Source organism: Microvirga solisilvae, assembly GCF_022808595.1.
In the GTDB taxonomy this organism is placed as follows: Bacteria; Pseudomonadota; Alphaproteobacteria; order Rhizobiales; family Beijerinckiaceae; genus Microvirga; species Microvirga solisilvae.
Genome location: NZ_JAKUCN010000009.1, coordinates 45,351 through 57,449, shown reverse-complemented (window position 1 = coordinate 57,449; position 12,099 = coordinate 45,351). Strand labels below are relative to the sequence as shown.

General features: G+C 55.6%; 10 protein-coding genes and 1 tRNA gene. 2 read left to right on the top strand and 9 right to left on the bottom strand.

All coding sequences use genetic code 11. The features are described 5' to 3' along the window. Nucleotides 1-50 precede the first annotated feature (50 nt). From MJ639_RS16340 to MJ639_RS16310, 7 genes are all read right to left on the bottom strand, one after another. Complete coding sequence (locus MJ639_RS16340; RefSeq protein WP_243375054.1) at nt 51-602, bottom strand: recombinase family protein; 552 nt, start codon at nt 600-602, stop codon at nt 51-53. Between the two features lie 154 nt (nt 603-756). Next, nucleotides 757-1,800: an AAA family ATPase gene (locus tag MJ639_RS16335; RefSeq protein ID WP_243375050.1), complete on the bottom strand. Its 1,044-nt coding sequence runs from the start codon at nt 1,798-1,800 to the stop codon at nt 757-759. Nucleotides 1,801-2,320: 520 nt separating this feature from the next. Beyond that, the gene (locus MJ639_RS16330; RefSeq protein WP_243375048.1) at nt 2,321-5,338 is read right to left on the bottom strand and encodes an ATP-dependent helicase; all 3,018 of its coding nucleotides are present in this window, start codon (nt 5,336-5,338) and stop codon (nt 2,321-2,323) included. Then, nucleotides 5,335-6,408: a DNA cytosine methyltransferase gene (locus MJ639_RS16325; protein WP_243375045.1), complete on the bottom strand. Its 1,074-nt coding sequence runs from the start codon at nt 6,406-6,408 to the stop codon at nt 5,335-5,337. Before MJ639_RS16325 ends, MJ639_RS16330 begins: the two co-directional genes overlap by 4 nt. 80 nt (nt 6,409-6,488) lie before the next feature. Then, entirely contained in the window at nt 6,489-6,941 is a 453-nt protein-coding gene (locus tag MJ639_RS16320; RefSeq protein ID WP_341482677.1) for a very short patch repair endonuclease, read from the bottom strand. 214 nt (nt 6,942-7,155) lie between these two features. After that, a complete protein-coding gene (locus tag MJ639_RS16315) occupies nt 7,156-8,181 on the bottom strand; it encodes a hypothetical protein (RefSeq protein WP_243375042.1) in 1,026 nt (341 codons plus the stop codon). Between the two features lie 210 nt (nt 8,182-8,391). After that, nucleotides 8,392-8,481 (bottom strand) — tRNA-Ser (locus tag MJ639_RS16310). A 205-nt stretch (nt 8,482-8,686) separates the two neighbouring features. On the opposite strand from MJ639_RS16310, the gene MJ639_RS16305 reads away from it, so the two are divergent. Next, nucleotides 8,687-9,007 (top strand): PetM family of cytochrome b6f complex subunit 7, encoded by a 321-nt coding sequence (locus MJ639_RS16305; RefSeq protein ID WP_243375040.1) that lies wholly within the window; start codon nt 8,687-8,689, stop codon nt 9,005-9,007. Between the two features lie 87 nt (nt 9,008-9,094). Beyond that, nucleotides 9,095-9,754, top strand: a complete 660-nt coding sequence (gene msrA, locus MJ639_RS16300; protein WP_243375037.1) for a peptide-methionine (S)-S-oxide reductase MsrA — start codon at nt 9,095-9,097, stop codon at nt 9,752-9,754. 37 nt (nt 9,755-9,791) lie between these two features. Here the strand turns inward: msrA and mepA are convergent, their stop codons facing one another. Together mepA and MJ639_RS16290 are read right to left on the bottom strand one after the other, a co-directional pair. Then, complete coding sequence (gene mepA / locus MJ639_RS16295) at nt 9,792-10,703, bottom strand: penicillin-insensitive murein endopeptidase (RefSeq protein WP_243375034.1); 912 nt, start codon at nt 10,701-10,703, stop codon at nt 9,792-9,794. Between the two features lie 105 nt (nt 10,704-10,808). Continuing rightward, nucleotides 10,809-11,972, bottom strand: a complete 1,164-nt coding sequence (locus MJ639_RS16290; protein ID WP_243375031.1) for an SDR family oxidoreductase — start codon at nt 11,970-11,972, stop codon at nt 10,809-10,811. Between the last annotated feature and the right edge of the window lie 127 nt (nt 11,973-12,099).

The following is a 12,099-nucleotide window of genomic DNA, read 5'->3' as shown; positions in this document are numbered from 1 at the left end:
ATCAAGACAGGGGAAGAGGCTTTAATGGCGGGCTCATACGCCCGCCATTTTTATGACGAGCTGGTGTCTAGAATCCGATAAACCTGCATACGCGAACACCCTATGGCCTTTGCGATCGCTGACGGGCCGTGGCCTGCTTTGCGCAAAGCAAGCACCTTTGCATGATCGAGGCGGCGTTTGCCCCCGCTATAGATCCCTTCTGCTTTGGCTTTCTCAATGCCGTCCCGTTGCCGCTCCTTGATGAAGCGCCGCTCCATCTGAGCCACCATGCCAAGTACGGTCAGCACAAGGTGTCCCATCTCGCCTCGTGTCGATACATGCGGGTCGATCACGGTGACGAAGGCCTTCTTCTGTTCGCATTCATGAATCAGGTTAAGGACGTCGCGGGTATCTCTACCGAGGCGATCAAGGCGGGTGACTACCAGTTCATCACCCGGTCGCAGAAAGTCGAGGATCGTCGCCAGTTCGGTACGACCTTCGCGGCTTGCCGCTGACACCTTCTCGGAGCGGATGACTTCGCAGCCCTCAGCTTTGAGCTTAGTAAGCTGGGTGTCGAGATCTTGGTCGGTGGTGCTGACGCGGGCGTAACCGATGCGGGCCATGGGGGTGTCACTTCAGGCTTTATAGGTGACCGTAACATGTCACAAATAGCCAGCGTCAACCCAGATGTGACGTGAAACTCAGCGCCCGAAGTGACGTCACCTCAGGGTATACCTTGTGGTGACAGTGACTGAACTTACATGTGTCCAATCATGCTTAAGCACCGCGATCTAGGAGGTCACGTATCCTGTTGCGAAGTGGATCGAGCGCAGGGTGTCGTCGCACAACACTTCTAACTATACGACGCCTGCAATCATCAGGCTGGAGACCTGTTCGACGTGAAAGCTCATAGCATGAGTCATGTGCATCGAGCTGGACCTTCATGGCCTGCACATGCGCCAGTGCGGCGGCCTCTGAGCAATTCAACTCCGTAGCTAGTTCAGTAAGATACTCATCGGTTCCAAATTGCTCAAGAAGCCAAGGCTCTGGAGGAGTGCCATCACCAGGCAGAATGATCCAGTTTGGGTTGAGGTTGCCTCGTTCGGCTCGTTCAGCTCCGATCCAACTTTGGACATCGCCCGGTCGGCAGTCGCCGTCGAATACACTTAATGCAGTGAGAGCATTGCCAGACCGCAGATGTGAAACTGCCTGCCTAGCCAATGTGGCATTGCTTCCAACGTCAGCAATCCTGATCCGTGCGCGTTGAGAACCGGGAAGTGCTTCTTCAACAAGCACCGAAGCGAGCTGATCCTCAGTATAGATAAGTAGCTCAGGCTGTAAATCTCCTGCCATATCGTGAATAGCAAAACGGGTGCTTACCTCTCGAATTGCCTCATGGCTTGTTCCTGAACGACGCAAAAGTACTCTGGCCTGTCGTGGTAGTGTATCTAGAACCGTTTCGGAGTGCGTTGTGCAAACAATCTGAATTCGCCGATCACGACAAATTTCGAGCAGAACTTTTACGAGCCTCGCTTGTGCCTCCGCGTGTAATCCCAGTTCCAATTCCTCGATAATCACCAGGCCACCTGGCGGCATATGCTGCAACCGGGATAGCAGTACAATCAGGGCGCACTCGCCACTGCCCATATCAAAGCCTGAGTACTCTGAGCCAGCCCGACATTTAGGCAGTCCTAGGCCGCGGGCGTACGCTGTTTCTGCTTGGTCATATCTTCTTCCAAGTATGAATGACAGCTTGAGCAGAGAATCCTCATTAAGAACCTCATTATGCGCAATAGCGGCAGCACCAAAGGTACTGCGCATTGCAGAGAGTTCCGTGGGCGGCAGTATCCGAGATACTGGTATGAAGTCGATTTCACGCTGCAGGCGCTGGACAGGTGCCTGTCTCCCAGGATCAGCAACCCTTGCCCATCGTGATCCTGTACGCTCGTGAACTATATCCAGCTCATTTCCTCTCTCCATAAGAATCCAACCAATTCTTAGTCCATCAAGCGGAGGATCATTGGGGCGGCGATGGAAGAAATCTCGGAAAGTATATGCTGCCCTCGCTTCAGGAGTCCGACGTGGGCGTGTATTGCCCCAGTAAGACTGCCAGCCAGTTGGTGGCTTGGATGAGAGAGCTGCAAGTCCGAGGGCCGTAGACTTTCCGACACCGTTCCTTCCGCATATAGCTGTGAGCGGATATGGAATTGGAATTATTAGGTGCTGGATTCCACGTAACCCAGGCCCGGCTTCAATCCTTATCTGGCGCAGAAGAGGCCGATGGAAGTTCGCCGGTGGGTTCTCCCAGAATGTGAGCAGGTGCCGCTCGACATCATTGAGTCTACGCCCGGGCACGGTTTTGCTCCTCAATGATATTATCGAGTTCAGCTTCCCTCTCTTCTCCAGGAGTGCGAGGTGTTGGAGTGGATTGATTAAGTGCTTTCCACTCAGAATATCCACGGCAGAAGCTGCGGAAGTCACACTTAGGACATGTACCATTTTGAGGCCCACATCGAGTGAAGTTCTGTGCCTCAATCCCAGCCTTAATCCCGGAAACTGCTTCTCTTACCTCTTCCAAAGCCTCATCTCTCAATGCCTGCGAGACTTCGACAGGAATCCTGTCGCTGACTCCCTGTTCCATCAAACGATGCTCTGGCGGATCTGGTGTGATGATCTGCGCAGCTGCCTCTATAGGTTCATATGGAAAAGCATAACGCACGGCAGTAGCATAAAGTCGGAGCTGTCGCTCAACGCTGCGCCGCAATTCAGAAAACTCTTCTAGAGTACGAAACCGATGCGCCTTAAAGTCAACGATCCCTACAGCTTCACGATGTTCTCCTGTCGGAACATTAGCTCGCTCTAAGAGATCAACCACTCCAGTAATGAGTGCTCCACTATCACGATCAATAAGCTCGAAAGGCTTTTCTACTGCCTGAGCTCTTGTTAATGCGGGCCCATTGTCGCTTACATAGCGTTTCAAAGCTCTCTTTGCTGCATCTCGGAGGGCCTCCAAGGGAGGGCCCTGGGTGTACCGGAGGTGAAAGCGTTCCTGCACTAGCTGCTCAATATCCTCAACTGATACTGTCGTGCCAGCTCTGGCTCTGTCGTGCACTTCTGCCAATATATTATGAAGCTGTTGTCCGTATCCATACTGCTCGCCTACGCCTGGACTAAACCCCATCAGAGACCGTAGCTGATACTCGAACGGGCACCTCCAAAAGTATGTGAGGTCTGAGAAGGTAGTCGGCAGCATATTCGCATCGTCAGGTGGGCGAGGTATATCTCGTTCGCGATATGTAGGATCGCTCCCATCACGGCGCACCATCTCGTGGTGTATCTCTTTGAAGTATTCAGTTGGCTTCTTTCGGGGCCTGTCGAGAGACGAGATATACAAGAACTTAGCTGAGCGGGTCAGGGCTACATACCACAAGCGCCGTTCACCATCGTCTCCACCAGCGTATTCACGCGGGTTAAAAATGTCAGGTGTCAGGAAAGTCTCAGGTCCTTGAGAGCGGCGATTGCTTGGAAAATTTGCGCTCGAGACCCTGGGTAGAAACACTACAGGCCATTCAAGCCCTTTGGCAGCATGCACCGTCATGATCTGCACAGAGTTTAAGCGAACAACCTCGTCAAGGCGTCCTTCATCAGCATTGCTCGCAGCCCAATTTCCTAAGAATAGGCACAATCCTTTTAAGTTCGCCGGGGTCACCCACTGGTGAACTGCCTCAAACTGAGCAAGCAAGGAACTAAAGGCACCCAGGTTGAAGAGAACATCGGTAGTCCACTCCGCCTCTTGGCTGCCTAGCTGCTGCAACATTTCCTGAAAGATGTCTTGCGGATAAATTCGTTTTGCGAGACGAGGGCCTCGAAGTTCCCGTTGAAGACCCCGCTTATCCAACTCCTCAAGTTTGGCCCCGATCCAGGCTAAAAACCTGCCTTCAGAAGCTCTTGGCATCTGACGAACACTGAGTCTTTGGATCGTCTCACGGATAAATTCGCGTGTTTCGATGGTCGTTAATATGCGGAACTGACCTTCTTCATCAGGCATACCGAAGTCGGCCCGTGCCAGAAGGCAGAAAGTGGCCTGAATCAAGCGAATTTCATCATTGCCAAAAAGACCTTTTGTCCCGCTTACAACAACAGGGATGCCTCGTGCGCGTAATGCACGAGCGAAAGCAGTCCCGGACGATTTAACGCTGCGCAGCAGAACGGCCATGTCCGCATAATCGAGTGCACGGCGTGAGCCATCCTTCTGTTCAAAGACGACTCCTCGCAAACGCTCGATGTTGTCAGCAACCCAGTTTGCTTCTTCGTCTTCGCTGCTGAAGGTGTGCATTTGTATGTCGCCGGGCTCAGCAAGGCGTTCTGTGGGCCTGCCGAGCTCCGAATCCCAACGGCGTGCTGCCATTTCCTTGCCTAAACGCTGCTGGACTCTCCGTATGGCGCGGTCGGCGATCTCCACTATTGCGTGCGTGCAGCGGAAGTTGTCACCCATATCTATGCGAGTCACGTCGGGATAACGCTCTTCAAACGTCAAAATGTTTTTTACACTTGCTCCGCGAAATCCATATAGAGCTTGGTCATCATCACCTACAGCAGTGATCCGAACAGCTCTGCCTTCCTCGGTAATCAGGCGAATTAGCTCTTCTTGCCGATCATCGACATCTTGGTACTCATCCACGATCATGTGCGAGAACCGGGCACGCAGTTCATCAAGATGCTTGGGGTTGCTCTTAAGATGATTGATCAGCTCATCAACAATGCGGTTGAAGTCGAAAAAATAATTCGGAGCCTCATATGCGAGATGTTCATACCGAATTACTGCCTCTCGCAAACGCAAGTCATCAATCTGCTCGGGGCGAATACCCTTTTGATGCATAATGTTTAAGGTGGTAGTGAACTTTCTGACAGTCTCCCAATATGTTCCTGTACGTGTTAAGGTACGGAGACGATCAAGCCCAAGCCCTTTGCCGGATTCTTCGAATCTAATGAAGTTCGCCGAGATTAATGCGGCTTGGCGGACCTCGTCCATTACTTCCCAATTTCGGTACTTCGGCTCAAGTTCTTTCAAAATGCGAAGACAGAACGAATGGATAGTACCGACGTACATGTCACCTAAGGAAGGCTCCTCAGGAACCAAGTCGTCGAGGTGGCGCCGGATCCGTGCTTTGAGCTCATTGGCAGCATGTTCGGTAAAGGTGAATGCGACAATAGAGCCTTTCGGCGTGCCTGCTCGAACTAGCCGCGCAATTCGCTTTGATATGGTTTCTGTCTTGCCACTGCCAGCGCAGGCGACAATTAGGAGATTTCCATCCTTGTGCTCAATTGCAGCTTGTTGAGCCGGAGTCGGAGAGGTCATATTGCATTACCCGCTATAGCGGCGCGAAACGTTGGAATTAGAGCTTCGAGCAATGCTACCGGCACGGCATTTCCGATTTGGGTCGCGATCTCCGACAGATTGCCTTTGAAGTGATATTGCGAAGGAAACGTCTGAAGCAGTGCAGCCTCACGCAGAGTGATCGCCCTGTCTTCTTCGGGGTGTGCGAAACGCCCACGGGTCACATCAGTACATCCCGTCGTAAGCGTTGGAGCCACATCGTTCCATCTCATGCGCCCGTATACATCAGGATATTTTTTGGACGAGAGTTTTGCATGACATGCAAGCTCTAACTCACGAGGTAAAGCCGCCCTGCTACCACCGTCGCGCGGAATGGCCCCCAGCCGCTTCAGGGCTATCGGTTGATGGTTTCTGGCCGCATGTAAAGGATCCTTAGGATCCCGCTCTCCGGCTTTAAGCTTGCTCAATCCTTTGAGAGCTTGCCTAACCGTTATACGGGCCCCTGGTGGGGTAAGGGGTTTGGGTAAAGAAGGTAACCGATGTGGGGCGGCGAACATAATTGTACGAACTCGCCGTTGCGGAACTCCAAAGTCGGCTGCATCTATGGTGTATGGCTCGCCAAGCTGGTATTCGGCTCCAAGCTCCTCGGCAAGTGAACACAGGAGTTCCGAGTTCTTGGGAGAGGCAAGTCCAGGAACATTCTCAAAAAAGATCAGGCGAGGCTTCAAAACTCTCGCGAACCGGCCTGCCTCCAAGATTAAATCAGCCCTTGCGTCACCTTCACGCTTTCGATTCTGATTGCTGAATGGCTGACATGGTGCGCATACAACCAGCAAATCCACATCTTTACCGCCCAAATCAACTCGGCGGATAGTCTTAGGATCAACTGAACGAATGTCCTGCTTATAAAGGTGAACCCGCGGATGATTCGCTGCGTAAGTAGCGCAGGCAACTGGGTCGTTATCTATCGCTGCTACAACCTTGAAGTGCCTTTTCTTCAGAGCCTCTGAAACTGCTCCAGATCCACAGAAAAGATCAACAACTGTCGGCCATGCCGTAGATTTCTTGTTCTTTATGCCCCGTTTCTTCACGCTTCAAAGTACCCGTAAAGCATTTTATTTCAAGTGATTATGACCTTGAAGCTAAGCAGCGCCAAGGGAAATTTAAGCTGTTATCTCCCTGCCGGGATATTACCTGCTGCCTGGGTCAGGGGATAACGATCTAGAAGCTCATCCACAGTGCTTTCTAGTACTCTAGGTTTCATTGTTTCGCACTCCCAGATCACCACTACGTTCCAGCCCATTCCCTGTAGTTTTGCGATAGCCTCCGCATCCCGCCTAAGGTTGTCCGAGAATTTCTGAAGCCAGAACTCCTTGTTACTTGCAGGGGTCGTGGTGCGACGGCAACCTTCATGCCGATGCCAGAAGCATCCATGAACAAAAATCGCCAGTTGTCGCCCAGGTAGCACAATATCCGGCGACCCAGGCAAGCTATGGTTGCTTAGGCGAAAGCGGGCCCCCTTTCTATGCAGCAACTTCCGAACCATGATCTCGGGCTTGGTATCCTTAGACCGGATCAAGCTCATGTTTCGACTTCGACGCTGTTTGTCGATGCGGTCAGCCACGGGGTTCGCCCCAAGTGAGGTAGCTTAATCTTAGGATTGGCTCCTCATATAGGATGTGGAGGCGGAACAGGCTCATAGGCGCCTCTGACGAGAAAATGGTGGTAGATTCATAGGCCCGAAATGGCGTCTTCCTAAAGGAGGCTCCCTTGCTCATCATAGGGGGCAAACCTCATAAATCAGTTTGACTGAGGTAGGTGACGGATGGAGTATCTGATCACAGCCTTTGTAGCTTTCTTTCAAATGTAAAGCTTGATCCATCAACCCAAGCAACAGTGATAGGCAGGTTCAGGGCTTCTCTCACTTGGCGGATGTACTGTTTGTCACTGGGAGTCGGAGTTTGATCCAGCACGATCAACCAGAGATCTGCGGGCGAGCGGCCTGGGTAATAATTGTACTCCAACACCTGCCCCATCGCTTCACGGATGGCCTTCCGTGTCCCATATTCCTGGCAAATCTTGATTTCAGCTAGGCACGTTCTCTGCCCTAGCTTGAACCCTACGTCGATCCAGTCCTTCTCTTGAACAGAAGCAATTCCGTTCTTTCTCAGCCAAGTACAAAAGCTGTTGGACAGCCTATTGTGTTGGGGGATCACCTTCCTGCGCCTTGCGAGCGTCTCACGGTAATATTCGTCCTCATTGAGTGACTTTTGGCTCGATCTCGTTGGCGTGGGAGCGGTCTTCCGTTTGAGCTTGGTGATGTCAGAATAATTGGTGAAGCGATGCCCAACGCTCTTCGTGACTAAGTCTTCAAGCGGGAATGGCTCACTGAAACGCACCACGTTCTCCCTCCGGCACTTAATGCTCAGAAGGTTTGTCTTCTTAAGGGTCTGAATATTTGCACCGGTGCCATGGCCGTCGGGGAGGTTGGCTTCCAATTCCCGCGCCCGGCGCTTGAAAATCCCCTTCTTCTCAAAATAGGCCGTCAGCTTCTTGTATTCATCCTCACCTGCGCGGCTTGCCCGTTTGTACATTCCGACGACGAGCCTCTGCTTCGTCTGGGGCTCCATAGTCCAGAAGTATATGTCGAAGATGTTCTGGGCTTGCAGCTTTTGGATCGCTGGTGGATTGTACATGTAACCGTACACGTAATCTTCGAAGGCATCCTCGGTGCGGAAGTTCCATTCCTCAAATCCAAATCCATTCTCGTGGGGGTACGATCCTTCGCTTTCGTATCGACCGTCCCCGCTTGGATGCTGCCAGCCGTTTGTATTCCAGCAAATCCTTTGAACAATTTGTCTCATGAGCGCCCCTGATATTTAGCCTGGATGCTAAAAGGTTATCTTGTGGCGGCCAAGTAGGAGGCTGTCGGGCATTCAGCTATGCCATGGAATCGGCCTGCAGGGTCCAGATTGATCCGGTACAGTGCAGTCGAAAATGTGGGGTATTATGAGGGGTGAGGTCTCGTGAAGATCCAAAAAGCCCCTAGAAACAAACGGAATTTTAGAGATTAATGGCGGAGGGAGCGGGATTCGAACCCGCGATACGGTTTCCCGTATACACACTTTCCAGGCGTGCGCCTTCAACCACTCGGCCACCCCTCCAGCATGGAATCTTTTTCAGGTTATGAAACCTTGTTCGCATGTGGTTGCGAACTAGATGAGATTCCCCGCACCAACGCGGAGCGCTCCTGTAGCGCCAAAACGGTGCAAAAGGCAAGACCGAACTCAAGAAAGTTTAGACAGGATGACTTTGCGTCATGTAGGAAGCGCACTAGATTTCCCCCTCTGTTTGGAGAGGTATCCTTCCTTGAAATTCCTGGCGCGTAGTTTGGGGCTTCTGCTCGTCGCAATCGGCTTCGTTGGTCTGGTGATCGACGGAACCCGTTCCATCGTCAATCACACGGTTTCGTTCGCCTCGATCTCGGGCGCCGCTGGCACCCTGTTCCCGGGCGGCCCGACAGGGTTCGAGGGGCAGGTGGCTGCGCGCACCTATCCTTGGCTGTGGGATCCCATCGTCAGCAATCTTCTCCAGCTTCCGGCGTCGCTGACCGCATTCCTGGTCGGTGCGCTGCTGATCTGGATCGGACAGAAGCCGCTCGAGCCCGTCGGCTATCTCGCCGGGCGTTGATACGGCTTTCACGGCAAGGTGAGGGCGGCTGCCCTCCCGCGAGCGGGGCTGGATAACTACATAAGGCAGGTCACAAGAGAGGCCTCCATGTTCAGCTTCCGCAAACCCGTCACGATCCCCACCCCCGACCAGGCATTGCCCGGACGCACGGCTCCGCTTCCCACCGCCGAGCGTCATTTCATCAATGGCCGTCCGCTCCAGCCGCCTTATCCGGACGGCATGGAAAAGGCGGTGTTCGGGCTCGGCTGCTTCTGGGGTGCCGAGCGCAAGTTCTGGCAGATGGGCGACGGCATCTGGGTGACCGCCGTAGGTTATGCGGCCGGCCTTACGCCCAACCCCACTTATGAAGAGGTATGCTCAGGCATGACCGGGCACAACGAGGTCGTGCTCGTTGTCTTCGATCCGAAGAAGACGTCCTACGAGGCGCTGCTCAAGACCTTTTGGGAGAACCACGACCCCACGCAGGGCATGCGTCAGGGCAATGATGTCGGCACGCAATATCGCTCCGGCATCTACGTGTTCAATGATGCTCAGCGTCAGGCGGCGGAGGCCTCGAAAGCCGCTTATGCGAAAGCGCTGGCGGAGCGCGGCTTTGATGCCGTCACCACCGAGATCCTGGACGCAGGCCCGTTCTATTTCGCTGAGGATTACCACCAGCAATATCTGGCGAAGAATCCGAACGGCTATTGCGGCCTCGGCGGCACGGGCGTGTCATGCCAGATCGGTACCGGCATCGCTGCTGAGTGAATGCGACACGCAGGCGGAATGCTCCGCCTGCGTTCTTTCATGGTGAAACGAGAACGCTCCGGCATTCCTCCGGCAATTGCGCCAGCGTCAAAGGCGGACGCGGCTTGCCGGGTTTGGGATGCAGCATCTCCGGCGTGAACCAGTTCGCGAGTTCCGCGCCGCACCCGTCGCCGCCGGGCGGCGGATCCTGATCCGAGCAGCTTGCATCGCCCGCAGGGCAGGCCATGCGGATATGGAAATGATAGTTGTGGCCCCAGGTCGGCCGCACCTTCGACAACCATCCCCGATCCGATCCCGCCTCGCGGCAGAGTGCTTTCTTGATCGCCGGATTCACGAAGATGCGCGCCACGCCGCGCTCGGACGCGGCGGCGCGGATGAGCGCCGTGTGCTGCGGTGTCCAGATCGCGGGATCGATATCGAGCCAGTCGCTACGCACCATGTTGGTGGCGGACATTTCCTCCCGCTCCAGACGAGACAGACGGCGGTTCGGCATGGGAGTGAGCCACACATCCGCATCGAGCCCGATCTGGTGTGAGGCATGGCCTGTGATCATGGGGCCGCCGCGCGGCTGGGCGATGTCGCCGATGAGAAGTCCTGGCCATCCATTGATGCTGGGCATCCGCGCTGAGAGGCGCTGCAGCAGAGCGATGAGATGCGGATGTCCCCAGTTGCGGTTGCGCGACAGGCGCATCACCTGCCACGTCTCTCCATCCACCGGGATCGCCGTCGCGCCGGCCACGCAGCCGCGCGCATAGCTGCCGATGGAGCGCGCCTGAAGAGAGGCCGGCGCAGTCTTGCGGCCGAACAATTCCTTGGCAGCGAGCTTCGGGTCGTTCGGGTTGGCGAGAGGCGGCAGCGGCTTCGGATCGACCGAGCCTCTGTCCTGGGCGAGGGCCGGGCCGCCGATGGCGAGCGCAGCGATGAGAGCAAGCGAGCGAATCGGATTCATGCGGAGAGGCTAACCTGCGCAGGCCTAGTGCGGAATGGCTCCCCGGCTGTCATGGTGTCGCTGAAGGATGAGGCAGGATCCATGATCCTGCCTCATCGATGGCATTCAGTGGCGCGGCTGCGGCCGGCCTTCGCCCGCATTGCGCTGGCTGACATGGCCAGGGCCCATGGTGCGCTTGTCGTGCCCATTGCCGGTTCGGCGCATAGTGGGCTGGTAGCGCGGCGTCGGGCGCTTCGCGTGGCTCGTCCGGCGTCCGCCTGCAGCGAAGGAGCCGAACAGCATGCTTGCCACCACGGCGCCGATCCCGGCGAGAACAGCGGCCGTTGCGAAGGGATGGAGCTGTGCTTCGAGCAGCAGGCTCGTCTTGCGCGGTTCTCCCGGCAGCGACGAGTACACGTCGCCATCTTCCCGGGCGCGGTAGAGATTGTCGCGCATCTCGCGCCGCTCGGGCTGGTTGGTGGTCTGCGAGCCGTAGCCCGTCCATTCCATCGCCTTGTCCAGCATGCGCGGCGCGACCTTGCCCATGGCGCCGATCACCCATCCGCCGAAACCGATGGTGAGCTCGCGACGATGATGCTCGGCCGCGAAGACGATGGCCTTCGCCACGAGGTGCGGATCATAGGCCGGAGGCGGAACGGCTGTCTCCTTGTCGAGGTAGTTGCGGGCATGCTCGACATAGGGCGTGTCGATGGACGAGGGCTTGATGAGGGTGACGGCGACCGGTGCACCCTGTTCTTCGAGCTCCATGCGCAGGCCGTCCGTGAAGGCCTTCACCGCGTGCTTCGAGGCCGAGTACTGCGTCTGCAGGATCATGGCGCGCTCGGATAGGACGCTGCCCACATTGATGATGGTGCCGCCGCGTTGGCGCAGGTGCTCGGCGGCCACGAGCGAGGCATCGACCACGCCCCAGTAATTGACCTCGAAGAGCTGGCGCTGATCCTCCATCGGGATCTTGTCGAGGGAGCCGTAGAGAGCCACCGCCGCATCGTTCACCCAGGTATCGAAGCCGCCGAAGGTGTCGATGGCGGTGCGGGCGATCCGTTCGATATCCTCATGCTTGCTCACATCAGCAGGCACGGCGATGGCGCGGGTGCCGCCTCGGCTGAGTTCGCCGGCGATCTTACGCAGGGCCTCTTCGTTGCGGGCGACGAGCACGAGACCTTTGGCTCCACGCGAGGCGAACATGTGCGCTGTCGCGAGGCCGATGCCGCTCGAAGCCCCCGTGATGACGACCACTTGCTCCTCGACCGGCTTCTGGCGAACGGGCATGGCACTCTCCTTCGTTGTCCTTGAAAGGCGAAAACGAGGGTTCAACGTGACCGTGATAGGCCGGTTCCTATGGCTGCGCTTGATGCCGCAGGACCCTTGAAAGCCTTAAGCTGCTTAGGTCGCGCAT